21 protein-coding genes are annotated in these 26,322 nt (G+C 63.0%); 10 read left to right on the top strand and 11 right to left on the bottom strand.

The features are described 5' to 3' along the window. The first annotated feature begins 83 nt into the window (after positions 1-83). The 5 genes from DBV08_RS05995 to DBV08_RS33130 all read left to right on the top strand — a co-directional run bounded on the left by DBV08_RS05995 (position 84) and on the right by DBV08_RS33130 (position 5,664). Positions 84-854, top strand: a complete 771-nt coding sequence (locus tag DBV08_RS05995; protein ID WP_124566844.1) for a GntR family transcriptional regulator — start codon at positions 84-86, stop codon at positions 852-854. A 301-nt stretch (positions 855-1,155) separates the two neighbouring features. After that, positions 1,156-2,523: an ArgE/DapE family deacylase gene (locus DBV08_RS05990; RefSeq protein ID WP_166811751.1), complete on the top strand. Its 1,368-nt coding sequence runs from the start codon at positions 1,156-1,158 to the stop codon at positions 2,521-2,523. Then, the gene (locus tag DBV08_RS05985) at positions 2,520-2,819 is read left to right on the top strand and encodes a hypothetical protein (RefSeq protein ID WP_124566842.1); all 300 of its coding nucleotides are present in this window, start codon (positions 2,520-2,522) and stop codon (positions 2,817-2,819) included. Before DBV08_RS05990 ends, DBV08_RS05985 begins: the two co-directional genes overlap by 4 nt. Position 2,820: 1 nt before the next feature. Beyond that, positions 2,821-4,341 (top strand): sodium:solute symporter, encoded by a 1,521-nt coding sequence (locus DBV08_RS05980; protein ID WP_124566841.1) that lies wholly within the window; start codon positions 2,821-2,823, stop codon positions 4,339-4,341. A 432-nt stretch (positions 4,342-4,773) separates the two neighbouring features. Next, positions 4,774-5,664 (top strand): response regulator transcription factor, encoded by an 891-nt coding sequence (locus DBV08_RS33130; protein ID WP_185564478.1) that lies wholly within the window; start codon positions 4,774-4,776, stop codon positions 5,662-5,664. A 51-nt stretch (positions 5,665-5,715) separates the two neighbouring features. On the opposite strand, the gene DBV08_RS05970 is transcribed toward DBV08_RS33130, so the two are convergent. Beyond that, entirely contained in the window at positions 5,716-6,492 is a 777-nt protein-coding gene (locus tag DBV08_RS05970) for an SDR family NAD(P)-dependent oxidoreductase (protein WP_124566839.1), read from the bottom strand. Between the two features lie 150 nt (positions 6,493-6,642). Continuing rightward, a complete protein-coding gene (locus DBV08_RS05965; RefSeq protein ID WP_003943909.1) occupies positions 6,643-7,542 on the bottom strand; it encodes a LysR family transcriptional regulator in 900 nt (299 codons plus the stop codon). A gap of 73 nt (positions 7,543-7,615) precedes the next feature. On the opposite strand from DBV08_RS05965, the gene DBV08_RS05960 reads away from it, so the two are divergent. Further along, positions 7,616-8,566, top strand: coding sequence for a DMT family transporter (locus DBV08_RS05960; protein ID WP_124566838.1), 951 nt, complete (start codon positions 7,616-7,618; stop codon positions 8,564-8,566). Here DBV08_RS05960 and DBV08_RS05955 read toward each other — a convergent pair. From DBV08_RS05955 to DBV08_RS05945, 3 genes are all read right to left on the bottom strand, one after another. After that, complete coding sequence (locus tag DBV08_RS05955) at positions 8,563-11,865, bottom strand: arabinosyltransferase domain-containing protein (RefSeq protein ID WP_124566837.1); 3,303 nt, start codon at positions 11,863-11,865, stop codon at positions 8,563-8,565. The genes DBV08_RS05960 and DBV08_RS05955 overlap by 4 nt on opposite strands. A 73-nt stretch (positions 11,866-11,938) precedes the next feature. Next, positions 11,939-15,214: an arabinosyltransferase domain-containing protein gene (locus DBV08_RS05950; protein WP_124567033.1), complete on the bottom strand. Its 3,276-nt coding sequence runs from the start codon at positions 15,212-15,214 to the stop codon at positions 11,939-11,941. Positions 15,215-15,296: 82 nt separating this feature from the next. Then, positions 15,297-15,566: a helix-turn-helix domain-containing protein gene (locus DBV08_RS05945; protein WP_003943854.1), complete on the bottom strand. Its 270-nt coding sequence runs from the start codon at positions 15,564-15,566 to the stop codon at positions 15,297-15,299. Positions 15,567-15,615: 49 nt separating this feature from the next. On the opposite strand from DBV08_RS05945, the gene map reads away from it, so the two are divergent. Beyond that, a complete protein-coding gene (map, locus tag DBV08_RS05940; protein WP_124566836.1) occupies positions 15,616-16,380 on the top strand; it encodes a type I methionyl aminopeptidase in 765 nt (254 codons plus the stop codon). 16 nt (positions 16,381-16,396) lie between these two features. Here map and DBV08_RS05935 read toward each other — a convergent pair whose 3' ends face one another. Then, positions 16,397-18,229, bottom strand: coding sequence for a glycosyl transferase (locus DBV08_RS05935; protein ID WP_124566835.1), 1,833 nt, complete (start codon positions 18,227-18,229; stop codon positions 16,397-16,399). 335 nt (positions 18,230-18,564) lie between these two features. On the opposite strand from DBV08_RS05935, the gene DBV08_RS05930 reads away from it, so the two are divergent. Further along, positions 18,565-19,236, top strand: a complete 672-nt coding sequence (locus tag DBV08_RS05930) for an MspA family porin (protein ID WP_020968119.1) — start codon at positions 18,565-18,567, stop codon at positions 19,234-19,236. A gap of 22 nt (positions 19,237-19,258) precedes the next feature. Here the strand turns inward: DBV08_RS05930 and DBV08_RS05925 are convergent, their stop codons facing one another. The 5 genes from DBV08_RS05925 to DBV08_RS05905 form a co-directional block, all read right to left on the bottom strand. Further along, entirely contained in the window at positions 19,259-19,891 is a 633-nt protein-coding gene (locus tag DBV08_RS05925; RefSeq protein WP_206029639.1) for a hypothetical protein, read from the bottom strand. A gap of 99 nt (positions 19,892-19,990) precedes the next feature. Beyond that, a complete protein-coding gene (locus DBV08_RS05920; protein WP_124566834.1) occupies positions 19,991-20,599 on the bottom strand; it encodes a TetR/AcrR family transcriptional regulator in 609 nt (202 codons plus the stop codon). A gap of 73 nt (positions 20,600-20,672) precedes the next feature. Further along, positions 20,673-22,526: a galactan 5-O-arabinofuranosyltransferase gene (locus DBV08_RS05915; RefSeq protein ID WP_124567032.1), complete on the bottom strand. Its 1,854-nt coding sequence runs from the start codon at positions 22,524-22,526 to the stop codon at positions 20,673-20,675. A 90-nt stretch (positions 22,527-22,616) separates the two neighbouring features. Further along, complete coding sequence (locus DBV08_RS05910) at positions 22,617-23,378, bottom strand: decaprenylphospho-beta-D-erythro-pentofuranosid-2-ulose 2-reductase (protein ID WP_019746424.1); 762 nt, start codon at positions 23,376-23,378, stop codon at positions 22,617-22,619. Next, positions 23,375-24,808: an FAD-binding oxidoreductase gene (locus tag DBV08_RS05905; protein ID WP_124566833.1), complete on the bottom strand. Its 1,434-nt coding sequence runs from the start codon at positions 24,806-24,808 to the stop codon at positions 23,375-23,377. Before DBV08_RS05905 ends, DBV08_RS05910 begins: the two co-directional genes overlap by 4 nt. A 63-nt stretch (positions 24,809-24,871) precedes the next feature. Between DBV08_RS05905 and DBV08_RS05900 the strand changes: the two genes are divergently transcribed. Both DBV08_RS05900 and DBV08_RS05895 read left to right on the top strand, forming a co-directional pair. Continuing rightward, a complete protein-coding gene (locus DBV08_RS05900) occupies positions 24,872-25,345 on the top strand; it encodes a GtrA family protein (RefSeq protein WP_269590777.1) in 474 nt (157 codons plus the stop codon). A gap of 54 nt (positions 25,346-25,399) precedes the next feature. Next, positions 25,400-26,317 (top strand): PIN domain-containing protein, encoded by a 918-nt coding sequence (locus DBV08_RS05895; RefSeq protein WP_124566832.1) that lies wholly within the window; start codon positions 25,400-25,402, stop codon positions 26,315-26,317. The last annotated feature ends 5 nt before the right edge of the window (positions 26,318-26,322 follow it).

Below are 26,322 nucleotides of genomic sequence, written 5' to 3'. Positions count from 1 at the left end.
CCTGTCCCCGGTGAATCCGTCGTCGGCGCGCACGGCTATTATTTGGTCAGACCGAATACCCGCCATGTTCAGGAGGCTGCCCCATGGGTGCGCAAACTGAGGAGGTCCGGCGGCGTATCGTTGCCGAGATCAATTCCGGAGCATTGCCTCCCGGGTCGAGGCTCGGGAGCGAGCGGGAACTGGCAGAACACTACGGAGTCAGCCGCTCGAGTCTGCGGCAGGTTCTTGCTGCATTGGAGGAAGCCGGGGTCGTTCGTCGAGCGATCGGGCGTTCCGGCGGGACGTTCATCAGTCATGCAACGGTCGAGCGAGATCTCTCCGGTGTCATCGGGTTACCCGCGTATCTGGCGAGCCAAGGATACGTAGCCGGCAGCAGGATCCTTTCCACTCAAATGACCGTTCCCGACCGTAGCGCGCGAGATGCGCTGGGTTTGGGCGAGGACGAGTTCGTGATCGATATTCGGCGCATTCGGCTCGCCGACGGGTCTCCCATCTCGTTGGAACACGTACAACTCCCGGCTGGTAGGTTTCCGGGTCTGCTGGAGCGTCCTCTCGGCGGCTCGCTCTACGAATTGATGGAGCAGGCATACGGTTTGGTTCCCGGTGCGGCCGAGGAGCAGATCGAAGCTGTCAACGCCACCACGACTGAGGCTTCGGTACTCGGCACCCGCGTTGATGCTGCTCTGTTGTTGATCACGCGCACCACCCGAGACCAGACGGGCGTTCCGTTCGAATACTCACGCGACCTGTTTCGCGCCGATCGAACTCGAATCTCGGTGACTGCCCGGGGACCGGCTGGACGAACAGAGACCAAAACCACCGTCCTGGAAGTTCGTACCGACTCCGAATCCTGAGTTCTGTTGCAATAAAACAAGATAGCGTCGGATTGTGTGATCCGGCTGCCAGCCGGTGCCGAAATCTGGGTCGATCCGGGTGCGGGCTGCCTGTCGGACGATCCAGGGATCCGTTGATTGACGGATGAACGTGTCCCCGCAGGTGCTCATCTGGGGTCGAGTTGCTGATGTTGCGTGACCTTGTTCACATCTAGTCTTTGTCTACTCGCGGCGAATCTGCTGCCGCAGTAAGTATTCCGTCCATGAATGCACGGGACTCTTTCTGGTTCAAGTCGATTCACCTACATTCCAGGAGCACATGGTGAGTAATCCCACGGAGTTGTCCGGACCCCCATCCGAAGTGGCAGCGAAACGTCGCGCGTTCGACGCTGTCGATGCGTTGGCTGAGGACATGGTCACAGTGTTGTCGGAGATCATCGCTATTCCCAGCGTGAATCCGAAATATCCCGGCCAGGCCTACGACCAAGTCGTAGGCCTGGAGGGCAAAGTCAGTAACGTGCTGTCCGAGATCTATCAGGACAGTGGCGCCGATGTGGAGAGATGGGAAGTCGAAGCCAAGCGGACCAACGCTGTGGGGACTGTTTCCGGCTCCGGTGGTGGGCGTTCGTTGATCTACAACGGGCACGTGGACGTCGTACCCCCAGGAAATGTTGCGCGGTGGGAATCGGGAGACCCGTTCTCTGGTCGAGTCGACGGTGACCGAGTGTGGGGTCGCGGCGCAAGCGATATGAAAGCAGGGCTGGTCGCACAGGCTTTCGCGGTCAAGGCACTGCAACGTGCCGGTATCTCACTTCGTGGCGATCTGATCATCCAGGCGGTTGTCGGGGAAGAGGTCATGGACCATGAATGCGGGATCTCGTCGACCCTGGAACGCGGGTATCGGGCTGATGCTGCTGTCGTGGCCGAACCGAGCGGTCCGACTCAACTCGGCGTAATCCCGGTGACCCCAGGTCTGCTCTGGTTCTCGGTGACAGTGGCAGGAAAAGCTACTCACTCGTCGATGCGTGGTCAGACGATCAGAGCCGGCGGTGGCGGGTCCAAGGTCGGCGTCAACGCAATCGACAAGGGGTTTCTCGTCTTTCAGGCACTTCAACGCCTCGAAGAAGAATGGGCATTCACGAAGACGCACCCGCTCTTCGCTCCTGGGCATTTCTCGATTCATCCCGGTGTAGTGACGGGTGGTCCACACGGAGTGCTTGTGCCGTTCATTCTTTCGGAATACATGACCATCGAGTACTGCGTTTGGTACCCACCTCAGGACGACCCTGAAACAGTCAAGCAGGAGATCGAGGCGCAAATCGACTCGATAGCGCGGACCGACGGCTGGCTGCGGGACAATCCGCCGACCGTCGAATGGAAACTCAGTTGGCCGGCGAACGACCCGGGAGAGTCGGCAGCTGAGATCACCCAAGCGATCTCCCAGGCACACATCGCTGCCGCGGGTGGGACACGGTTTGCCGGTGCACCAACCGTTGCCGGGTTCTGTGCGGTTGAGGATACTTCTTTTCTCACAATGGCAGGCGTTCCCGCGATCAGCTACGGACCCGGCGACCTGCGGGTGTCTCATGCAGATGACGAGTACTGTCTGATCGACGAAGTTCACACTGCTGCAAGAACTTTTGCCGCGCTTGCGATCGACTGGTGTGGACTCGAGGAGCAGGCAGAATGAAAGAGTTCATTCGGCAACTCGAGCCGCGAACAATTCATGTGACATTCGGTTTCCTATATGGCATAAGCCTTCTGCTCGCGCTGTTTCCGCCGTTGTATCTCGCAGCAAGTGGTGTCTCGACACGAATCTTGGGGCTGCCGTTCAGTATCTTCTACTGGCTCTTCGACGGGTTGTTGGTCGGGCTGAGTCTGTGGGCGCTCTATCTGGTCGAAGGCATCAGGGGCGAACTGGACGAGGCCTTCGCTGTGGTATCCGGCCCCTCTGTTGGGTCACCGAGTTCGCCGACTGGAGAATGACATGTTGATCATGCTCGGAATGTTGACAGTCTTCTATGCTGTCGTCGTCTATATCCTCTACGCCACCAAGCGCAGCGAAGCGCCGTCCTTCACCGAGTATTCGGTGGGTGGTCGTAGCTATGGTCCATGGTTCGTCGCGATGTCCTACGTCAACTCTTGGTGGCCGGGTGCGGTTTTCATCGCCTTCTTCGGTTTGGCGGCTGGTGCCGGAGTATTCGGATTTTACGGACTGGCCTACTCGGGGCTAGGCGTCGCGATGATGTATTTCATGGCCACAAAGGCCTGGCGATGGGGAGCTCGATACGAATTACGTTCTCAACCAGACCTTCTTGGGCTGCGGTTCGACTCGACATTGGTCAAGAAGATTGCCAGTGTGATCGGTGTGGTGTCGTTGTTCCCGTGGGTGGTGCTCGGAATGCAAGCGCTGGGGCAACTCCTCGAAGTTGCCAGCGAAGGCAAATGGTCCGTCACAACCTGCCTGTTGGTCGGCTTGGCGCTCATCGTCGTTCGCCAGATCTGGACAGTCAAGATGGGCATGCGCGGGCTTATCATGACCGACCTGTTCCAGGGGATAGTCGCTTACGTGGTTGCCGGATTGGTGTGTCTGCTCATGCTCGTCGGATTTGGTGGATCACCCATCAGCTTCGGGGCGTTGGCGGAACTGCCGGTGGAGATGTTGCGGGTACCAGGTGATGGCGACGCATACGGGCCCTTCTACCTGTTTGCACTGATCTTCACTGGTGTTGTCGGATCACTGTGTTGGCCAACAAGTTTCCAGCGTATCTACACGGCCTCCGGAGTGCGAGCAGTCAAGGCGGGCACTATCCGCACCGTCGTGATCTCGGGGGTCTTCTACAGCTTGTTGATGCTTGTGGGACTCGCTGCGTCGACCATCGCAGAAGTGCACGAGGTGCCGCAGAATGGTTGGTTCACCCTGATGTACCAATACGGTGGAACCTGGATGCTGGGTCTGGCGGTCACGATTGTTTTCGCAGCATCCATGGGGCATATCGACGGCAGCGTCCAGGTGTGCGGTCTGCAGATTGCGAACGACATCATCAATTCGGAAAAGCGTCCGCTATCGGATCGACAGTTGACGGCTGTTGCAAAGTCCAGCATGGTCGTATTCATGGCGGTCGCCGGCGTCGTCGCGTATCTCACGTTCGACATGGCTCGTTTGCAGCTCCTTGCTCAGATCTCGTACCAGGGGATCGTGCAATTGTCGATTCCTCTGTTTCTGGGACTCTTCTGGCGCGGTGGTAACAAGCATGGTGCTGTTGCCGGCATGCTCTCCGGGTTCAGCGTCGCGGTGATCTTGACCTGGATCTACCCTGACGACATTGCGGGCCTTGGCGGGCTCACCGCCGGTATCGTCGGAATGGCAGTGAACCTCGTTGTCTTCCTGTCGGTCTCGGCGATCACTGGTCGGACCGACGCAGATCGTCGTCGCGTCGATACCCTTTTCGAGGCCGGTCGGAGCCCGGTGCGTGTGCGACAGGACGGGGCACTGCGAGCGTCCTGACTGGATGCCGTTCACACACCCATCGCTTCGTTCTCACTATTCGGTCGGAGTCGCTGCTAGGAGTCCGTTTCGCGGAATCCTCGGGCAGCGGCTCCGGCCGACTGCGAGCGATCTGTTGATGGCCGCCCGGGGAGGCAGCCCACTGTCTCGGCAAAGCGGTCATTGTCACCCGAAAAGCGTGGTTCCGCGGTATTCTACGGTGCTATCAGCCGATGAATCTTCGGATGAATCCCTGGAAAAGTCTTGATGCGCTTCAACTTTCGACAGGGATCGTGCACGAGAAACCGACTGGTCGATTGTCGCCATGTGGCGCGCATCGATCGAAGTGAGGATGGCGACATGGCGCTCACTCATCACACGCTCGCCACTGTGGCGGACATCGCGTCGATATGCTTAGAAAATGCACCTGTCGGCCAGAGAGCATCGGCAGTCATGGATCGGCTGAACGAGGAGATACCGTTCGAGGCCGCATCGATCGCGAGTTACGACATGGGAAGGCAGCGTCACTTCACCGTTGCAGCATCCGAATACCCGGGAGAAGTGAGTTCGTATCTCAATCAGGGGTTCACCGTCGACGACCCCGCCTTTCTCGCTATGCGATTTCGACGTTCGCGGCCGCTGCGCTGGTGCGATATTCCGAATTACGCTGACAACTTCAGTGCGCGAGAGGTCTTTCAACCTTCCGGTTTCTACGAAGGAGTCACGACTTGTCTGTTCACACGGGACGGTCGATATACAGGCTCACTTCACCTGAGCACAACATTTCCGGTTCCATTGAGTGACGCGGCCGTAGACTGTTTGATCGCTGTTCAGCCCCTCATCGCGACGCTGACCGACGGTTTGCGGGCAAACGATGGGGACAGTTGGGAACTGTTGGTCGATGGTTCGGAAGAGGCTGCATTCTTGACCGACGAAGGATCGGTGTCCGATGTTGAGGGCACGGCGCGTGGAGAACATCTCCACGAGGATGGTGCGCTGTACCAACAAATGCGTATTGCAGTTTCCCTCGGCGGCCCTCGAAGTCTCTATTGGGTTTCGCCCGACGGACATACGATGCGTATGTCCGTCACACCCGTAGCTGCTGGATCGCTGGTGACGCTCCGTCACGAAAAGGCGCCCCGGAATCTGACGGCTCGGGAACTCGAGGTACTCACGTATCTCGCCCGCGGGCTCAGTAACGCCGAAATAGGCAGAGAATTACATGCGAGTCATCGCACTGTTGCAACACATGTCGAACGCATACTCGACAAACTCGACTGCCACTCACGAGTGGCGGCGGCGGGAATCGCGACTGCTGAGGGCATTGTCCTGCCGCTGCGGTGACAACGAAGCGGTCTCGGCGTCGCTCGACACCGAGACCGCCCGACGATTTTGCTACTGTCCGCCCGTCGGAGTGCCGATGGTCCAACCTCCGTCGACCAGGATATTCTCTCCGACAACATGATCGGAGAGATCGGATGCCAGGAACAAGGTAGCGTTTGCAATATCTTTCGGAGTGGCCCACTGCCCCCTCGGGGTTTGGCCGGTCAATATCTCGCGTGTTGGTTGGTCGTATGAATCCGTCATCGCAGTCGTTACGAATCCGGGAGCTACTGCGTTGACGTTGATGCCGTAAGGTGCGTAGTCGAGCGCTACCTGTCGTGTGAAGTTGACGATCGCGCCCTTCGAGGCGCAGTAGGCCGCGAAGCCGGGGTTTCCTCGAAACCCGCTGATGGAACTGATGTTCACGATCTTTCCACCCCGATTGATTGCGCGAAGCTGTCGGATCATCTCCCTGGTGCAATAGAACGTGCCGTCAACATTGATCGACATCTGTCGACGCCACAGATCGTCGTCGGTTTCGAGGACAGTCCCGGCGACGAGAATGCCGGCGTTATTCACGAGTATGTCTATTCCGTTGTGTCGCTGAGAGGTCTCGGTGAAAACGGTTGTCACTTCTCTGCTGTCCGAGACGTCGAGGTGGACGTGCTCGGACACTCCTCCACGCGATTCGAGCAACTCCGTAGTCGTGGGTCCACCCTCTCGCGGTTGTTCGGAAAGATCGGCGACCACGATTCGGGCACCCGCCGCCGACAGTGTTTCAGCGATAGCCCTGCCGATACCCGAAGAGCCCCCCGTTACGAGTGCAACTTTGCCGGTCAGATCGATCATGATGCTCCTGGTACTCGAAGGGGTGGATACCCTCGAGCCTAAAAGGCATGTATGACAAAGGGTATCGGTCGGTTAGCCCTCAAACATCATGCTGTTGGCCGACGGTGTCCGTCATTCGACGGAACGGGTTGGCGAAGCGATCACTGAGGTTCATCCCAGAAGGTCGAACTGGCGGCGTAGCGCTTCTATCGCCGCCAGGACGGCCGGCCTCTCGCTGTCGGTCCGCCAGGCGAGGTAGATGTCTCGCCCCAACGGCGGAACCGTGTCGAGCATTCGAACACCTTCCGGCGGTACAACTCTCGCCAGTCGCGGAATCAAAGCGACGGCGAGACCCTGAGCGACGAATTCGACCTGGGTGGGAAATTCGGCGACCTCGTACTCGATTCGAGGGTCGAACCCCTGCGCACGCAGGGTCCTGACGGTGAAGGTGTGAAAATCCGTTCCCCGCGTCCACGTCGCCCAGGCATGCTCGGACAGCTCGCTCAGTGCGACAACCTTGTTCTCCGCCAGCGGATGTGATGCCGGGAGTGCAAGTAGCGCCACGTCGTCGTACACGGGTGTGAAGGAGAGTCCGTCGGGAAGTTCGACGGGCAGAGTGCTCCAGCTGTCTACCACCACGACGTCGAGGTCGCGGCGAATGAGTGCGGGGAGCAGTTCTTCGGATTCGCCTTCGTTGAAGGTGATTTCGAGCTGGGGGTGTGCGTGCCTGATCTCGGCAATGGCTCGCGGCAGCACCGTCCTGCTGGGGGAGACCAGGGCGCCGATACGTACGCGGCCCGTCACTTCGCTCTGCAGCGACGCGATTTCCGCCTCGGCCTGAGCAAGCGTCGAGAGAACCTCTGCGGTTCGGCGCGCGAGGATCCGGCCCGCTTCGGTGAGTCGCACACCGCGGCCCTGTGGTTCGAGGAGCGGAACACCGACCTCGCGCTCGAGTTTGTTCAACTGCTGCGAAATGCCGGACGGTGTGACATGCAAGGTGCGGGCGGCTGCCGCCACTGATCCGTTCTCGGCGACAGCGTGCAGGGCGCGAAGTCTTTCGAGATTCAACACGGTAGTAATACTACTGAATATACGGTCTGAACATTTGCTTGTGCTGAATAGTTAGCGGCAGGAACATTGTCGAGTGACCACTCTGACCTCCGCGACTGCGCAGACACCGACACCCACCCGAACTCCTCGGGGGCGCATCGACCCTCGACTGCTTGTCGTCGGAGGCGCAGCTGCGATCTCGATCAGTTCGCTCCTCATCAAGCTGGCCGATGTCGAGCCTTCGACGGCAGTCTTCTTCCGTTGCTTCCTCGCTTTGCCGCCGCTGTTGTGGTTGGCGTGGCGGGAGTACCGCCGGGTGGGCAAGCCGAGCAGGCGGGCAGTCGTTCTGCAGGTGCTGGGCGGTCTGCTGCTCGGATTGGATTTCGCGTTGTGGTCGCAGTCGATTCTCATGATCGGCGCGGGTATGGCGAGCGTCGTCGTGAACGTGCAGGTGATCGTGGTGCCCACACTGTCTTGGTTGGTGTTCGGTAACAAGGTTCCGATGCGCTTCGTCTTTGCCCTGCCGTTCATGTTCACGGGAATCGCCTTGGCGGGCGGCGTGTTCGGGGGCGGGGGCACTGGCGACGAACTGCTGTGGGGAACGGCGCTCTCGCTCGTCTCCGGAATCGCCTACGGCGGCTACATCTTCGTGGTCGGCCGGACGGGCGAGGCGGATCGGGCAGCGAGCCAGGTGTTGATCTCGACGACGTCCGCGGGCATCGCCGGCTCCGTGATCGGATCACTGTGGGGCCGGATCGATTTCGTTCCGGGTTGGGAAGCGTTCGGCTGGCTCGCGGCACTGGCGCTGGTGGGCCAGGTGTTCGGCTGGATGCTGATGGGACACTCGCTCCCTCGGCTTCCCGCCGAGGTAGGCGCGACGCTCCTGCTCATGCAACCGGTGCTCGCCGTACTGCTGGCGGTTGTGCTGCTCGGTGAACGGCCAGGCGTTGGGCAACTACTCGGGTGCATCGTCGTTGTCGGAGCGGTCTCGGCCGTCTCCGTACGTCGCACCCGAGCAGTCACCCGAGTAGGCAGCGCAGGCTAGTGCACCCGCATCTCGCCGGGCATCCACATGCCCGAGCGGGTTGCCGTGCCCGTCTCCACCTCTGCCGGAACAGCATTGGGGAAGTACCGGTCGTACCGCTCGAGTGATCCCCAGTCCCGCGCCCAGTCGTCCTTCAGGTACGTCGGAACCGTCGTCGCACCGGCGAGGACCTCGGTGAATCCGAGTGGGCCACCGTTGTCCGCGGACTGCCAGGTGTCGGTGGAGCTGACGGCCAGGGGACGGTCCGGGAGGATGCGGAAGTTCGGCATCTCGGCCACACCGTTCTGATGTGTGAACGGACGTTGGCATGGGAACTGAAGGCCGACAGCCCAGTCCAGGAGGACCGGCTGCTCGTTGCCGATGTACGAGTTCAGGGACTCGAGCTTCGGCACGCGCGGCGGCGTGAATGCCATCCACTGATCGCCTGTGAGGTTGGGATCGAACGCGACCACTCGAACGGCGTCGGCGTCCGGCGCGAGTTCGTCGATGGGGATGCGGACGTTGCGCCACGACGGCGCGGGCCCGATGTCCCGCGGCATGTACGAACCCTGGACCTGCACGGTTCCGTCGGGCTGAGTTTTTCCGTACTCGACCAGCAGCGACTGGCCGTACGTGATCGCACCGGTGTTGTCGACGGACCACACGCGGCCCGCCACGGACATGACCACCAGCGGTGATTCTTCACTGCGAGTGGGCAATCCGTACCAACTCGAGATGAGGGAAGCAGGTTCCTGCACGCCGGGCTGGTAGCTGCCCATGACCGGCGTCTTCGACGGATCGAGACCGAAGGGGAGTTTGGCCGTGCTGCCGTTGACGCCGATGTTGCCGGTGCCGCCGCTGGTTCCGGCGCCGGAACCGGTGGCGAAGCTGGGGCCGACACTCTGGGTGTCGGTATTGCCCATGCCCTGCTTGACTTCGATGTAATCCGCAGTCAGATCGCTCGGAACCCCATTGGGGGAGAAGCCCTTCGAATCAACTCCGGACAACGGATCCTCGGCGTTGAATCCGGGAGCGGTGAGCGGCCGTAGATTCCCGGAATTGACGTCGGTCTCGACCAGAACGTCCTCGGCCATGCCGCAGGTCTTGCCCGCGAGTGCCTCGATGTTGCTTCGGCCCAGCGAGTACGCCGGGTACTGCGACACCGCTCCCTTGAGCAGCGAGAGCACCTCGAACAGGACCATCAGACCGGCGATCACGGTGAGCGGAGCGGCTGCGAACTTGCGAATTCGTCTGCCCTTGGCTGTGTTCGGCTTCTCGGGCGGAGCTGCGAATCCCTCACGCAGGTACTGCCAGGCGGCAAAGGCCAAAGCGAGAGCAAAGAGCGCGAGGAACAGTGTGTTGGATTCACGGCCGTCGTAGGAGATGGTCTTGTCGAACCACGGCACGCCGTAACTCGAGACGTACCAGTAGCCGTTGATACCGGCGAACGTCAACGCCAGCATCAGGAGCAGTCCGGCCACGAACACCGATCGGTTACGACGTGAGCGCAGGGCCGACGCGGACACGGCGACGGCGGTCAGCGCGGCGAGAGAACCGGCGATGCCCGCGTACGCACCGAAGTGGTGAGTCCACTTGGTGGGGTTGAACATCATCAGGAACATCGTGCCGAAGACGACGCCGACCAGGCGCCACGACGGACCGGTTGCGGCGCCGGGGACGCGGCCGCGGCGCAACAACACGAAGAGCGTCGTGAAGAGGCACAGGATCATCGTCAAGAACGCGAAGCGTCGGGCAACCGAGCCGTCGACGGTCTGGACGAAGAGGTAGTAGTAGCGCAGGAAGTCCTGGTACCACTCGAGATTGGGGCCGATGATCGTTCGGACGCGCGTGGCTTCCATGACGCCGGCAAAGGTCTGATCGGCGAAGATGACCACCAGCACGATGGTTCCGGCAGCGGCGATCGGTGCGAGAAGCGGCAGTGTGCCGACCAGTCGGTGACGCTTGACGACGATGCGCACCAATGGGCGCACACCGGCGAGAAGGGCTGCGATACACATCAATCCGGTGGGTGCGGCGGCAAGAGTGAAGGCACCGATCAAGATTGCGGTGGCCGCGGGAAGCAGGCGTCCGGTGGCGATGGCGCGCTCGATGGAGCACCAGGTGAGCAGTGCGCCGAGAGCCACGATGGGCTCGGGGCGAAGACCGTTGTTGTACGCCAGCCAGAAGGACAGGAACACCAGCCCGCCGGTCCACAGGGCGACGTTGCTCCGGCGAACCGCCCGGCCGAGACGCGGGACGACCTCGCGGCTGATGACCATCCAGCAGAGGATTCCGGCGAGCAGAGCGGGCAGGCGCATGAACGGGCTCGCGGTCGAGATCTTCGCCATCACGGCCAGCACTTCGTAGTACCAACCGAACGGAGCCTCGGGAACGCCGAACCAACGGAAGTAGTTGGCCATGTATCCCGCGTCCGGCGAGACTCGGGCCATGGTGAGGAGATAACCGTCGTCGGCGGTGTTCGCGCCGATGAAGTGCCAGACGACCAGTGTGCCGACCACAACTCCGTCGATGCCGGAGAACTTCCACCAGCGTGCAGGCAGGAAGCGTCGGTGCTTGCGGCCGTCGGTGCCGTCGAGGCGGGCCAGGGCGATCAGCGCGACGATGGTCGAGAGGACGGCCACGATCATCGCGACCAGCTTCACGACGCTGGGGCTCGACGAGAATCGTGAGTCGATCGTCATCGAGAAGCCGAGGCCGTCGGGGGCAGCGCCGTCGGGCAGGTCGCTGAAGACACCGACCACCTGTGGGCGGAAGTCGCCGTCGAGCTGGCCACGAATCGGGTTGCCGTCGGGATAGGTCAGGCCGACGAACTCTGCGGCGGTCCGATTGACGTCCGAGCTGAACGCGATGGCTCCGCAGCGACTCGACTCGACGTCCTCGCGCGCCGCCGAAGCGACCACGACATTGCGATCGAGCACGTCGACACTGGTCGCGGACACGCGGACGAACATCGAGGAGAGTGCGGCGCCGTCGCCCTGAGCAGGCGCTGTCGACATGAGGATGCCGCCACCCTCGGGGAGCGAGCTGACCGCGGTGCAGGGGATCGACGCGTTGACGTCGATGGGAACCTGCGCCATCAGAGGTGCCTCGACGTCGCCGATCACGCCGTTCTGTGGCCAGTTGACCGTGGCCGTCGTCTGCACGACAGGAAGCAACGGAGTTGCCAGTGCGAGCACGAAGCCGAGCAAGCCGGCGATGATCGCGACCCATCGAGTGCGATGGAAACGCTCGCGGGCATCCTGACCAGCAGGAGGCGGCGAACTCGAAGTCTGAGGTGAAGCTGTCACGGCGTCGGGCACGGCTACCGATGGTATGTCAGGGCTGAGCGTGGACCTACCGTGCCCGGGTGGTTGGTAGGTCCACGCGTAACAGTTACGACTGGTAACGAATCGGGCCCGGTGTCCAGGTGCCCGACCGGGTCTCGGTGGTGACGTTCATCTGCGCGGGAACCGCGTCCGAATCGAGCGGTGTGTACTGCTCGAGCGAACCCCAGTCCCGATCCCAGTCGTTGTCCAGATAGGTGGGCAACGCTCTGGCCGAGAGCAGTTCGCTGGTCCAACCGAGTGGTCCGCCACCGTAGTGGTCCTGCCAGGCGTTGGTGGACTCTGCGCCGATGCGGTCGGGCAGGATGCGCCACTCGGGGATCTCGGCGACGCCGTACAGATGATCGACCGGACGTTGGCATGGGAAGGCCAGACCGACGGCCCAGTCCATCAGTACCGGATCGGTGGATCCGACGACATCCTGCAGCGTGCGCATCGTCGGCACTCGCGGCGGTGTGACCGCCAGCCACTGGTCCGCACTGATGTCGGTGTCACTGGCCACCAGACGCACGGTGTCGGCGTCGGCCGGCAGCTGATCCATCGGAACGCGCAGGTTGCGCCACGACGGCGACGGGCCGATGTCGATCGGATCGACTCGTCCCAGCGCATCGACGCTTCCGTCGGCCTGCTTCTTGCCGTACTCGACCTGCAGTACCGCGCCGGGGGTGACGATGCCGTCGGAATTGACGTAGCGAATACGTCCCGCAGCCGCGACGGTGAGGAGCGGTGCGGCGTCGTTGCGCTCGGGTAGTGAGTACCAACCGGTGGTCAGCGACGCGTTCTGGGGTGCTCCGTAGCTGCCGAGCACCGGCGTCTTTGCGGGATCGAGCCCGAACGGGAGCGCGACGCTGCTGCCGTTGACGCCCGCCGTGGACTGCGAGCCGCCGGCAGTTCCGGATCCGGTTCCGGGCGTGGTGGTGGTGCCGGACTGAGATGTGGTCGTGTCGAGGCTGTTTGCACTACCTGCCGTCGAGTCTTCGGCATCGGCCGTGAGATCGCCTGCGACCCCGTCCGGGGAGAATCCGGTCGATTCGCTCGCGCCGAATGCACCGGCGCCGGCGAGATCGGTGGGCCTGTCGACCAATTGCAGAACGCCGGCGTTCGGATCGGACTCGACGAGTACCTCGCCTGCGAGACCGCAGCTGCCACCGAAGACCGATTCGATGTTGGACTTGCCGATCGAATACGCCGGGTACTGCGCGACTGCTCCCTTGAGTAGGGACAGCACCTCGAAGAGCACGACAGCTCCCGCTGCGATGGTCAACGGTGACGGGGCGAGGAGGCGAAGGCGCCTTGTCTTCTCGACGCTGTCCGTCTTCTCGACGCCGTCTTCTGTGCCGTTTCGCTCGCGCGGCTCCATGACGTGGTACCAGGCTGCCAGCAGCAGCGCGAGGATGGTGAGACCGAGGAAGGCCGTCGAGAATCCCTTGCCGGCGATTGACGGCGGCTTGTCCCACCACGGGACGCCGTAACTCGAGACGTACCACCAGCCGTTGGAACTCGTGAACGCCACAGCGAGGATGAACAGGATGCCGGCGGCGAACAGCGCGCGGTTTCGTTTGGAACGCATGCTCGACGCACTCACGCCGACGGCAGCGAGCACGGCCACCGTGGCGGCCAGCCCGGCGTACACGCCGAAGTGGTGAGTCCACTTCGTCGGGGTGAACTGCATCAGGAGCAGCGATGCGAACACGATGCCGAGGATTCGGCGCGACGGTCCGATCGCGGTGCCGGGGATCCGGCCCTTGCGCAAAATCATCATCACGCAGAAGACGAGTCCGACGATCATGACGAACATGCCGAAGCGGCGCGCCAGTGAACCGTCGGGGGAGATGGTCATCAGTGCGTCCCACCGCAACCGTTCCTCGAACCACGGAACGTTCGGTCCGACTGCGGTTCGCACCCTGGTGGATTCGAGAACTGTCGCGAGGGTTTGATCTGCGAAGACGGCGACGAGCACCACGGTTCCGGCCGCGAGGATCGGCATGATCTGGGACAGGAAGCCGACGCGCTTGCCGCGGGCGATCAGGATCTGCAGGATCGGCCGGGCGCCGGCGATCAACGCGCCGATCGCGATCAGGCCCGAAGGCCCGGCGGCCAACGAGAATGCGGCGATCAGCACCGCCATCGCGGCGGGCAACAGACGTCCGGTGGCGATGGCGCGTTCGATGGAGCACCACGTGAGCAGAGCGCCGAGGGCGATGATGGGCTCGGGACGCAGGCCGTTGTTGTACGGCAACCAGAAGGCGAGGAACACGAGCCCGCCGGTCCAGATGGCAACCTTGTTGCGGCGCACCGCAACACCGAGTCGCGGTATCACCTCGCGGCTGATGACCATCCAGCACAGAATGCCGGCGATCAACGCGGGCAGGCGCATCCACATGCTCGCGGTGCTGACCTTCGCGAACAGAGCCAGCACGTCGTAATACCAACCGAAGGGCGCTTCGGGGACGCCGAACCAACGGAAGTAGTTCGCCATGTACCCGGAGTGCTCCGAGACTCTGGCCATGCCGAGCAGATAGCCGTCGTCGGAAGTGTTGGCGCCGAACACATGCCAGAGCGCCAGCGTGCCGATAACCAGGGCGTCGATGCCGGTGAACTTCCACCACCGTGCCGGTAGGAACCGCCGCGCACGACGGCCGTCGACGCCGTCGATCCGGTGCAGTGCGTACAGCGAGACGATGGTCGAGAGTGCCGCGACGATCATCGCGAACAGTTTGAGAAGTGTGGGGCTGGACGAGAACCGGGAGTCGACGTCCATGTGGGCGGACAGTCCGGCGGGGGCTGCGCCCTGCAGGTCGGTGAAGATGCCGACCACCTGTGGGCGGTAGTCGCCGGTCAAGGTGGCGCCGACGCCGTCGATTCCGGTGACGGCTGCGACGGTCTGCTCGGAGTTGGTCGTGATGGTGAGCGCGGTGCATCCGCTCAGTTGATCGAGCGGGGCCGAGATCAGCACCGAATCGCGGGTGAGTGCTTCGAGGCGGTCGGCCGTGGTGCGGACGGTGAGGCCGCGAGCGTTTCGGTCCGGAGCACCGTTCGGCATGGTCGAGAGCAGTGTGCCGCCGCTGCCGCCCAATTGGCCGAGGGTCGAACACGGGATGCTGATGTCCAGCGATGTGGGCGAGTAGGAGATCAGCGGCGACGAGACGCTGTTGACGGTCCCACCCTGCGGCCAGTCGATGCTCGCGGCTTCCTGCTTGACGGGCAGGAAGGGCGTCGCGAGTGCAAGTAGCAAGCCCAGAAGGCCGGTGACTATCGCGATGAGTCGTGCCGTCCGGACTCTCTGGGAATCCGATTCTCGGGGAGCGTCGGGGCCAGTGGGCACGGGTTTCGGGGGCACTACTACTTCAGACGGCACAAGGAACGATGTTAGGCGAGTGCGGGCCCGCACATCCTGAGAGAACTACTCAGGATGCAACTTCCTGTTCGGATTGTGGTGTTTCAAGTGTTCGGGCGATGGTGTCGAGTGAAATACCCAACACTTCCGCGACCGCGCTGATGGTGAAGAAGGCGGGTGTCGCGATGCGTCCGGTTTCGATCTTGCGCAGAGTTTCGACCGAGATCCCGGCGTCGAGCGCTACTTGAACCATGCTTCGGTCCCCCCGCGCTGATCGCAGGAGTTCACCCAGTCGTAGTCCTCGTTCGAGTTCTTCCGCCGTCAGCGGCACGCGCACCATGTGCTTATAGTAATACCGGTATAGTTATTCGACAAGGAAGGTGTTCGAGATGGTCGAAATCAAGACCGCAGGTGAAATCGAGGCGATGGCGGCGGCGGGAAGAATCACGGCGCAGGCTCTGGCTGCGGCGCGTGCGGCGGCGAACGTCGGGGTGACGTTGCTCGAACTGGACGCCGTTGCCGCGGAGGTTATCTCGGCGGCCGGTGCCTCGGCGCTGTTCTTGAACTACCGGCCGGCAACGGCACCGACACCGTTCCCCGGCGCCATTTGTGCGAGTGTGAACGATGCCGTGGTGCACGGTATCCCGAATGGGTACCGACTCCGTGACGGTGATCTGGTCAGCATCGACTGCGGTGCGAGACTCGACGGTTGGTGTGGTGACTCCGCCATCAGCTTCACCGTCGGGCAGGGGAGCAGTGAGGATCAGGCACTGATCGACGCGACCGACGAGGCACTTGCCCGTGGCATTGCCGCCGCTCAGCCCGGAAACCGATTGGGCGACATCGGTGCCGCGATCGGACAGTACGCGCGCGGACGCGGGTACGGCATGCTGGCCGATCACGGTGGGCACGGCATCGGCCGCGAGATGCACGAAGGGCCGGACGTGCCCAACGAAGGTCGAGCAGGCAAAGGCTTCCGGCTGCGGCCCGGCCTGGTCATCGCCATCGAACCGATGCTCATCGCCGACGGAACCGACGACTACCGGCACGACGCCGACGGGTGGACCCTCCGTACCGTTTCGGGCGCCAGGGCTGCGCACAGTGAGCACACGGTCGCGATCACCGAAGACGGTCCGGTGATCATGACCCGCTGATCAACCCTGCAGTTGGCTAGCTCTGGTTCGAGGTCTTGCCGCTCACGAGGTCTCGTACGTCCCACACCCACACGTCGTCGACGCGCTTGGCGTCGAAGCCGACCAGCTCGTCGACCGTGTGGCGCAGGGCGTCGTCGCCGGAGAATCGGGGAAGCACCAGGACGTCGGCGTGCCAGTACCGCAGGTCGGTCAGCGCGTTGGCTCTGGTGCCCACGTCGATCAACGGAACCTTGCCGGTTTGTTTGGCATTGACCAGCAGGGTCGAGGTGGGCCGGGACTCGGCGCCGTAGATTCCGGCGCGGGTCTTCGAATCCGGGCCGACGAAGTACCCGCCGGCGATGGGGAAGCCGAAGTCGGCGTCGACCTGCCAGCTCAGTGCGCGGGCGTCTTCGGCGCTCGCGACGGGGACCGTCACCAAGGTGCCGTCGCTGACGTAGTTCTCCCACGAGCCGCTGGTGATGAATGCTGGGGTCGCAGATCGCTGATCGGCGTCGATGGGCGTCGGGATGAGGGGAATCATCGCGACGGCGAGCGCCACCAGCCAGACACCGGCCGCCGTGCGGCGCGGTCCACGAAGTTCGACGAAAGCGCGGTAGGTGCCGAGGGTGAGCAGCAGTCCGATCGCCGGAATCGCGCCCATGGCGAATCGGGATTCGAGCACCGATTCGAACAACGGCAAGTCGGCAAGGAGTTTCCACGGCAGGGTGATGCCGGTCTTGTCACCGTCGATGGTCAGTTCTGACCCGAGTGAGAGCACACCCATGACGACGATCACGGCGGCCGCAGCGCGGGTCAGGCGGATGCGCCACAACCACACCGTTGCACCGAGAAGCAGGAGCACCAACGGCCAGCCGAAGTACGCGTTCTCCTCGGTCGGGTTCATCCGGAACTCCGCGCCCTCGGGATCGCCCGCGACCGATTCGGTCGGGAACGTGGTGAGTGCAGCGGTGTCGTTGCCGGCCTGACCGTGTGAGACGCCGTCGTAGCTCGCCGGGCCGAAGAACTGCGACCACAGCGGCACCGCGGTGATCAGGAGTGTGACTGCGCCGCCGATCACGAGGCCGGGCATCGCGCGCTTGATCGCCTGGCGGGACTTGGCCAGGTCGGGCAGGGCGTAGGCGGCGCCGAACACCATGGCTGACATCGTGAAGATGAGGAGCGGCTCTTCGCCGAGGAAGATCTGCCACGCGACGAGTAGGCCGAGAACGATTCCGTCGCGAACCGGACGCTTGCCGTTCGAGATGCGTACTACCTGCAAGAAGATGAAGGGGAGTACGAAGAAAGCGACGAAGTTCGGATGACCGTTGGCGTGCGAGATCATGGCGGGCGCGAATCCGCAGAACCCCGCTCCGACGGCGGCGGCGATCTTGGAGCGGACGGAGACACCGGTCAGTACGTGCCGCGAGAATGCCCAGTACCAGGCGATGGCAGTGCCGCCGAGGCCGGCGGTCAGCCCGATCGCATACGTGGCCGTCGGTCCGAAGATCAGCGTGATCGGGGCCAGCGGGATGCTGATGCCGAACATCGCGGTGTTGGCCATCAGGTTCACACCGAGCGGGTAATTCTGCAGGTCACTGAACAGCGGGCTGCGGAACTGGGCGAGCGCGTGGGCGGTGTCGGCGAAGAACCATTCCCACATCGCCTGATCGCGTCCTGCGTTGAAGAGGTAGCCGGACTGAAGATCGCTCCACAGGTTCGACATCACGTAGATCGCCGCAACGGTGAACGTCGCCATGATCGCGAGGTCCACAAGACGCCCACGCTGGACGACCGAGCGCCGCACTGCTGAACGGACTCGCCCTGGACGTGCTTCTTCGAGCAGTTGGACGTCGGGCAAGGTCTCGGTCATGCAGTCGGTGCCTTTCGGTTCTGGCGCCCATCCCTGAAGTCGCAGTTCTCAGAAGTTCGGGGTGGCCTATTTAGGTCTCGATTCGATAACTTCCACTGTCAGAGTAACGAACAAAACGGTTCGCGTCCGCGAGCGGGCGTAGTCAGCGGGACAAACCGGTCCGCCCGACTTGTCCGGAAAGTAATGTTTTCGTGCATCGTTTGACGGGTTCGTGACCGGGGTATCGCAACAAGGATCTTGCTCGCGTTTGTTCAGGCAGCCCCGACGAATCCCATCCTCGACGAAGAGTTGGAACCTACGTCCGGGGCCTATACCGGATGGGATGGTGCTTGTGCATGTCGAAGACAGCAGTTCGCAGTAGCGCAGTGGGAGCAGTGGCCCTGTTGGCCGTTGTCCTGGGGGGTGGGACGGCGTCGGCAGGCGTCGACAACACCAGTTCGATCACCGACGTCAAAGGAAATCGGATAGAGGTCTACCAGGCTGATACCGCTATCCACGTCTTTCCGCCTCTCGACAGCTCACCGCTGAGCGTCGAGTTCTTCCACGACGGGGTTGCCGGCGTGAAGATCGACGGGCCGGACGCAGCAAGTTTCACCGGCACGAAGCTGACGATCGGTTATCAGATCGGCTATCCGATCGCGTTGACCGGCGCGACGGTCGTTCTCAACAGCCCCGGTCTCGACTGGGCTGTCGAGAGTGGAACCAACCTCGGTATCGGTCTGGTTCCGGACTTCGAACTGGGCCTGGACATTTCGAACGGGTTCGCCATCGGCGGCGACATCATTCCGTCACAGGAACTGGACGTCGATCTGGCGCCGGGCGGTATCACCGACGTCGCGCTGCTCGAAGATCAGGAATTCGACGGTCCCGAAGCGGCCGTTCGGCTTTCCGGAGTTCACGGATACGTTCAGGGAGCAATCGGGCCGGTGACCATCAGGCCGTACGCGAAGGCTGTCACCTCGAATGGCGATACCGTAGTTACTTACGGTGTGCCGCAACGGTTGTAGTGCAGTACCGGCGCTCCCGCCGTCACGCTGCAACAGCGTGGTGGTGGGAGCGTTCCGCGCTGTGAGTGGTTGACGCGGTGCCACGAATAGGCTCCGCGTCCGCCCAATGAGCGCTGCGGGAAACACTCACGAGCTTCGCGACCAGTCGTGCCGCGATCCACACGAGGTACACGGCGGTGATCAGAAGCAGGAGTGCCCAGTCGTGCGCGAAGAATCCGACTATCCCGCCGATCGTGAACGCGAGGGCGACAAAGACGACGCGCCCGCCCACGTCGGTCTCGACCAGATACTCGGGTTCGACCGGGTCGTCGGGTTCGCTGGATTCATCGACGTCCCCAGCCGATTCGGCTCTGGACTTCTCGTGGTGTTCGGTCGGGATCTCGAGCAGTTCGCCCCATTCGAGCACCGCAACGGTGTGCGCGGTGTCGGTCGGGATCGCGCGGTAGTCGCGAGACTCGGACACGTCGATGAGAGCCCTTGCCAGAGTGAGGACTTCGATGCGGTTGCGAATCGCGACACTCAACACTTCGTGAAAGGCCTGCTCGCGCCCGAACGGTTTGCCGCGAGCAATGACCAGAACATGCTCTGCGGAATCGAGAACTGCACGATGCGGTACAAGCTCGCGGCTTTGCGCAACGAGTTCGCTCACTGTCATCACCTACCCCGCCGGTGGTTGATGCGGCCGTTTGCTCGACTGCGCTTGGAGGGGCTGAGTACCCCGGCAGTTTCGGAAACAAACTCGCCGGGTGGCGTGTCAGATTTGCGCAGCCGGGGCCGAGAGTGCTCCGAGGCAACTTTCGATCAGGTCGGCCACGATGACGTGAGCACGTTCTCGGCTGTCGACGCGGCCCTCCCAGGTGGCAAAAGTGACGACGGCGAGCACGGTCAGAGTTCCCGCCCGAAGCTCGGCGATTTCTGCCGGCAACGAGGACGCAGCGACGATCCGTCGCTGGACTTCGCGGAAGCTCTCGGCCTGCATGTGATCGCGGATGGTCGACGACATGGCCGGGTCGAAGATCGACTGCACCAGGAACCGTGCGTACAAAGTGCCCTCACGGTAGATGGTCTGTTCCGCCAACGGCAGGACCAGAGCCTCGACGAGAGCACGCATCGTGGGCGGATCCGACTCCAGATCCAATGCATCGAGCAAGTCACGCCGACGGTCACCGGCAGGTCGCATTCTGGACTCGACGACCGCCGCCAGCAAACCCTCGCGTGAACCGAAGTGATACTGCGCAGCCGACTTGTTGGCCTGCCCGGCTTCGGTCTGAACATCTCGAAGCGTCAGAGCGGCCAGACCTCGCTCGGCAACCAGACGCTCGGCTGCATCGATCATTGCCGCTCGGGCATCGGTTCGGGTCACGGTATGAAGTTAGGGGTGCGCCGGGGTCGCGTCAACGACCCCGGCGGTAAGCCTTTTGTGACGTATCTCCTGGTTAGATCGCGTCAGAGCGGGTAACGACCACAAACGGACCCTGCTCTGTGACCGTGAATCGCGGATCGTCGAACAGTTCCTTGGGGAACGTGACCGTGTAGCGGCGGACGTTCGGGTCGTTGGGATAGACGTCCTCGGCCAACCGCAGTGTGTATCCGTCGGCGCCCTGGCGGAAGACGAAGGCGTCGGGGCTGCGCCACGGCGCCGAGTCCAGTGCAGCTATCAGTTCGTCAGGGGTCTTCAGTTCCGACCACTGCTCGATCAGCGCGGCGCGGGCGCGGAAGTCGGCGAGCGGGTTCGCGTAGTGCGACGTCAATCCTTGGAAGCCGAAGTACGGGTAGAAGCTCAGGAAGCCGATGTCGGCAGTGAGCACCACCGTGTCGTGGGGTTCGCGTCCCAACTGCTCACGGATGATCCGGTCGATATCGGCGTAATTGGCTTCGGCCCCGGGTGGCCTCTTGTCGCCGCGCTCACCGTTGCCGTCGGTATCGCTGTATGCCACAGCGATATCCGGTGCCAGCACCTGCGGGATGTTCTGCGCGAAGGCGATGGCTCCGATGACACCGAGTGCAACGAGTACCGCTTTGACGCGGGGATTTTCGCTGGTGGCCAGGACGATCCAGCCGGCGAACTCGAAGAAACCGAACACACCGGCGGCGGCAAGCAGTCCGATCAGCACTGGCTCCAGCCGGAATCCGAGGAGCGTGCTGCCGGCAACGGTGAACGTCATGGACAGCAGCGCCCACAGATAGACGGCAATGACACCGATACCGAGTGCTCGGGCGCGGCGGGAGAACAGGAACCGCGAAATCAGCCAGACCGTGCCGAGTAGGCACAGGCCGCCGACGAGCGAGAAACTCAGCATCGGGAAGGGCAGCACCGCACCGGAATCGGGGAGGTAATGCATTGCCGTGCCGGATTCTGCGGTGGCACCGGAGAGTGCCTTCAACAGGTACGGCGTCCAGACGGTCAGAGCGACCAGTCCGGAGATCACGGCGATGACAGCGAGCCTGACGAGGGGGCCAAGCGCGGCTTTCCATGTGTTCTGGGCGCGTGCGGCAAGTACTGCGGCAACGACGGCCATCAGAGTCACGGCGAATGCGGCGAATCCGAGGTACAGCGTGTAGACGGTTGCGGCGAAACCGAGGAACAGGCCAGTTCCGAGAATTGCGCCGGCTCCGGCAAATCGAGAGGCACCCGGGCGATCGAGAGCCCCCCACGCCAGGATCAGCACCGGCGGGATCAGGAGGTTGATGACGGCGCCGTACGCCTCGGGAGAGTTGTACGCCAACACGACGGCAGTGACGGCCAGTGCTGCGACGACGGCCCAATCGCGTCGAATCAGCTTGGTCCACAACACGAGTGCGACGACGGCGACGACTGCCAGGGAACCGATCGCATAAGGCTTGAAGGCTTCCCAGCCGTCCATGCCCAGTAGGTTCGCGACGCGTCCACCGATCCAGAACCAGCCGGCCGGGTAGAACGGCGGCAGATCCACGTACGTCATGTCCTGCAGCGCAGCAGAATCCGTCAACCGGGTCAGGTACTCGGTGCGAAACTGCTGATCGACGGAGACGCCGTGCAGATACAGACTTGTCGCCGCGAGGGGAAGACCGAGCGTCGTGGTGACGAAGCCGGAGAGCCCTGCCCACGAGAGGAGCTTCGCGACCCGCTCGGCTTTGCGGGCGCGGAACATCAGAACCGCGATACCGATCACCGCGATGCAGAGCACCTGCAGGACCGTCGTGACCGCCTGCGTGACGTTGGACGACGTGAACGCCGGCCACTGCACTCGGCCGAAAGCAAAGAGCCCGACAGCGGCTACAACAGCGGCGACCAGCGCTCCGAGAACCATTTCCACCACCGTCGCCGCGGCATTGCGCCACGGCGACGGGGTCGAAAGGTCTGTACTCGGAGCAGTTGTTGTTTCTGGCACGGGAGGAGCTTAAACCGGCAACTTCCGGAAGATCGGGCGCGGCACGTGGCGAAGACCCATCATGACGAAGCGCCACGGGCCGGGAGTCCAGACGATTTCCTTGCCCTTGTCCGAGGCGGCAACAGCGAGCTTCGCGACGATGTCCTTGTTGACCGTCAGCGGAGCTTCCTTGACGTGGGCGCTGAACTGGGTGCGCACCATGCCGGGGCGAACGACGGTTACCTGCGGTCCGAATTCCGCGAGAGCCTCGCCGAGTCCGAGGTAGAAGCCGTCAAGGCCCGCCTTGGTGGAGCCGTAGACGAAGTTGGCACGCTTGACGCGCTCGCCGGCAACCGACGACATCGCGATGATCTTGCCGAAGCCCTGAGCCTTCATCTTCTCGCCGAGAAGAACGCCGACCGAGACGGACGCGGTGTAGTTGACGTTTGCCACCAGAACGGCCTTGCGCTGGTTCTGCCACAGCTCTTCGGAGTCACCGTCCAGCGCGAAGGCGACGATGGCGACGTCGACGTCCCCGTTGGAGAACGCCTGGTCGATGACCTTCGGGTGCGATTCGAAATCAACGGCGTCGAAGTCGATGAGCTCCACCGAGGTGGCGCCCTTCGCTTCGAGCTGCTTGACCGCAGCTTCGCGTCCCGGGTCGCCGGGAAGAGCCGCCAGAATGACGCGGAGCGGCGCCTTCTTCAGGTATTCCTCACAGATGGCGAGGCCGATCTCGGAGGTTCCACCGAGAAGCAAAACGGTTTGCGGGTTACCTACAGCGTTGATCACAGTTCCAGCCTTCTGGACATATCGGAGGCGAAAACGCCTGTGGGGTCGTACTTGCGGCGCGTCGCGATCCACTCGTCGATGCGCGGGTACATGGCGTGGAAGGTTTCCGCGGACGTTCGCGAATCCTTGGCCGTGTAGAGGCGTCCACCGAATTCGAGGACACGCTTGTCGAGTTCGGTGACGAACTCGTTCAGGCCCGGCTTGATACGGAAGTCGACGCAGATGTTCCAGCCCGGGATCGGGAAGCTCAGCGGCGCCTGGTTGCCCTCGCCGAACAGCTTGAACACGTTGAGGAACGAGTAGTGCCCGCTGCGCTGGATGTCGACGATGATCTTCTTGAACTCGTCGACGGCCTCGGGCGGAACCACGAACTGGTACTGCAGGAATCCGTTGGATCCGTACGCGCGGTTCCACTCACCGAACATGTCGAGGGGGTGGTAGAACTGCGTCAGATTCTGGACCTTGCCGCGATACTTGCCGGACTTGCGGAACCAGACCTCACCGATCGCGGTGAAGTTGAACTTGTTGGCCAGCCCGTTCGGGAAGACGTCGGGGAACGTCAGCAACTGCGGTGCATCGAATGCGAGCGGGTTCTTCTGCAGTTTGGCCGGAAGCTGATCGAGCTTCGCCAACGATCCGCGCGAGACTGCCGCACGACCGAGCTTCGGGGGCGCGGAAATCGCGTCGAACCAGGCGCTCGAGTACTCGTAGTTGGCCTCGCTGCCGTCGCTGTGCAGCGCGATGGTCTCGTCGAGGCTGTTGGTGACGTCGCCGTCGGCAATGAAGTACGCCGTCTCGGTCGGTGTCATCTTGATGGTGGCGCGCAGGATGATGCCCGTCAGGCCCATGCCGCCGATCGTGGCCCAGAACAGCGCGGCCTTGGGATCGTTGCGCCCGCCCTTGGGGGTGAGAGTGCGAACCTTGCCGTCGGCCGTCAGCAGATCCAACGACACGACGTGGTTGCCGAAGCTGCCCGCGCTGTGGTGGTTCTTGCCGTGGATATCCGAGCCGATGGCGCCGCCGATCGTGACCTGGCGAGTACCCGGCAGGACCGGAACCCACAGGCCGAACGGCAGAGCAGCCTTCATCAGCTGGTCCAGATTCACGCCGGCGTCGACGTCCACCAGAGCGGTGTCGCGATCGATGCGATGAATGCGGCTGAGTGCATTCATGTCGACGACCAGCCCGCCGGCGTTCTGTGCCGGGTCGCCGTACGAGCGGCCGAGGCCGCGCGCGATGACGCCGCGTCGCAGATGCGAGGGCTTGGAATCGTTCTGTTCCGCAACCTGGGCGACCGCGTTCGCGATCACTTCCACGTCGGGGGTGGACAGCACCTGTGCGGTGGTGGCGGCGGTGCGTCCCCAACCGGTGAGGGTGCGGGCTTGGGTGTGGAGAGCCGGCTTCGGCGTCTCTTCTGCTGTCGTGGACATCAAGGTAGAGGTTACCTGGGAGTAGTGCCGACGGCTCCGACTCGAGTGGTTACTCTCGTCGTCGTGCCCGAAACACCTGCAAGTCACCAGCACGAACCCCACGTCCCGCTGCCCGTCGAGATTCCGGTCACGACGGACATCGCCGACGACGCGATGGACCTGAAAACGCAGATCGTCCGGTTCGTCGCGACGGGTGGGCTGTCGGCGGTCGTGGACTACGGGCTGTACGTACTGCTCTTTGCGTTGGGATTGCCGCGCGTCGCCGCAAAATCGCTGAGCTTCGTCGCGGGCACCACGACGGCGTACCTCATCAATCGTCGGTGGACGTTCAAGGCCGAGCCTTCTCGCGCCCGCTTCATCGCGGTTGTTGCGCTGTACGCGGTCACTTTTGCGGTCCAGGTCGGACTCAACGAAGTGATGGTCCATGTCTTCGACGAACATTGGTGGCGGACACCGCTGGCCTTCGTCATCGCGCAGGGCACCGCGACGGTCATCAACTTCATCGTTCAGCGGGCAGTGATCTTCAAGATCAAGTAACGGTTCGGGGTGGATTAGCGCATTCGTCCGGTTTCGTGGGAGAGAATCGAGCCCATGATCATCGTTCTCGATTCTTCGGCCCTGACCAGGGGCGCACGGTTCGACGCCGCCATCGCCGACGCTCGCGCACTCGGACACCGCGTCGTCGTGCCGCGATTGGTCGTTCTCGAAGTTGCGAGTCGCTATCGCGAGGAATCGGCGGAGATGATCGCGGCCCTGAGCGTCCAGGCGCGCATGTACGACCGACTGGGATTGCGGCGCGACCTCACCAGATTCGTCGACGCAGCTCACGACAAGGCCGACGGCTATGTCGACGACGTGATCGAAGACCTCGTGGCGATCGGCGTCGAAGTGGTCGATCCAGTCGACGTGTCGCATCTCGAGGTGGCCGAGAGGGCGATCTCGCTGCGTCGGCCCTACACCGACAAGAAGAAACGTGACGGATATCCGGCGACCCTGAACTGGCTGACCGTGCTCGATCTTGCCGACCGGAACCCGGGCGTCGACGTGATCTGGGTCAGCTCCGACGCACGGGCGTACGGCGACGGCGAAGACGGGGTCTGGCACGCGGATCTCGCGCGTGAACTGGCGGCGCGCGGCCTCGAGTATCGGGTCCGGTGGGCGTCGGACATCCCGCTGATCGACGGACCGGTGCAGGTGGAGCAGGTGGCTGAGGTCGCACCCGAGGCCCCGGTTGCTCAGGGCTTCGTGGAGCCGGAAGCGGTCGTTCCAACAGAGATTCCCGAACCCGAGGTTCCGGCGGCGCCCGTCGTTCCGGAGGCACCGGCATCAGCTCCCGCGCCCAAGCCCGTACAGCGCGCAGCGCGGACGAGAGTTGCGCCGCAGCGCATCGAACCCGCCCCGAAAGCTCAGTCCGGTGGACTGCGCGGTCTGGGGAAGGTCATCGGCGGGCGGAAACGAAAGGTCACGATCGTCGACGATCTCGACGAAGTCGACCTCTTCGGTGCCTGATCGCT

This window comes from Rhodococcus sp. KBW08 (genome assembly GCF_003852455.1).
In the GTDB taxonomy this organism is placed as follows: domain Bacteria; phylum Actinomycetota; class Actinomycetes; order Mycobacteriales; family Mycobacteriaceae; genus Rhodococcus_F; species Rhodococcus_F baikonurensis.
This window is presented reverse-complemented; position numbering and strand designations above follow the sequence as displayed.

Excerpts from the sequence above, each read along its gene's own strand:
- DBV08_RS05995 (WP_124566844.1), top strand. The coding sequence starts at position 84 with ATGGGTGCGCAAACTGAGGAGGTCCGGCGGCGTATCGTTGCCGAGATC.
- DBV08_RS05985 (WP_124566842.1), top strand. The coding sequence starts at position 2,520 with ATGAAAGAGTTCATTCGGCAACTCGAGCCGCGAACAATTCATGTGACA.
- DBV08_RS05980 (WP_124566841.1), top strand. The coding sequence starts at position 2,821 with ATGTTGATCATGCTCGGAATGTTGACAGTCTTCTATGCTGTCGTCGTC.
- DBV08_RS33130 (WP_185564478.1), top strand. The coding sequence starts at position 4,774 with ATGGATCGGCTGAACGAGGAGATACCGTTCGAGGCCGCATCGATCGCG.
- DBV08_RS05970 (WP_124566839.1), bottom strand. The coding sequence starts at position 6,492 with ATGATCGATCTGACCGGCAAAGTTGCACTCGTAACGGGGGGCTCTTCG.
- DBV08_RS05945 (WP_003943854.1), bottom strand. The coding sequence starts at position 15,566 with ATGGTGCGCGTGCCGCTGACGGCGGAAGAACTCGAACGAGGACTACGA.
- map (WP_124566836.1), top strand. The coding sequence starts at position 15,616 with ATGGTCGAAATCAAGACCGCAGGTGAAATCGAGGCGATGGCGGCGGCG.
- DBV08_RS05935 (WP_124566835.1), bottom strand. The coding sequence starts at position 18,229 with ATGACCGAGACCTTGCCCGACGTCCAACTGCTCGAAGAAGCACGTCCA.
- DBV08_RS05930 (WP_020968119.1), top strand. The coding sequence starts at position 18,565 with ATGTCGAAGACAGCAGTTCGCAGTAGCGCAGTGGGAGCAGTGGCCCTG.
- DBV08_RS05925 (WP_206029639.1), bottom strand. The coding sequence starts at position 19,891 with ATGACAGTGAGCGAACTCGTTGCGCAAAGCCGCGAGCTTGTACCGCAT.
- DBV08_RS05915 (WP_124567032.1), bottom strand. The coding sequence starts at position 22,526 with ATGGTTCTCGGAGCGCTGGTCGCCGCTGTTGTAGCCGCTGTCGGGCTC.
- DBV08_RS05905 (WP_124566833.1), bottom strand. The coding sequence starts at position 24,808 with ATGTCCACGACAGCAGAAGAGACGCCGAAGCCGGCTCTCCACACCCAA.
- DBV08_RS05895 (WP_124566832.1), top strand. The coding sequence starts at position 25,400 with ATGATCATCGTTCTCGATTCTTCGGCCCTGACCAGGGGCGCACGGTTC.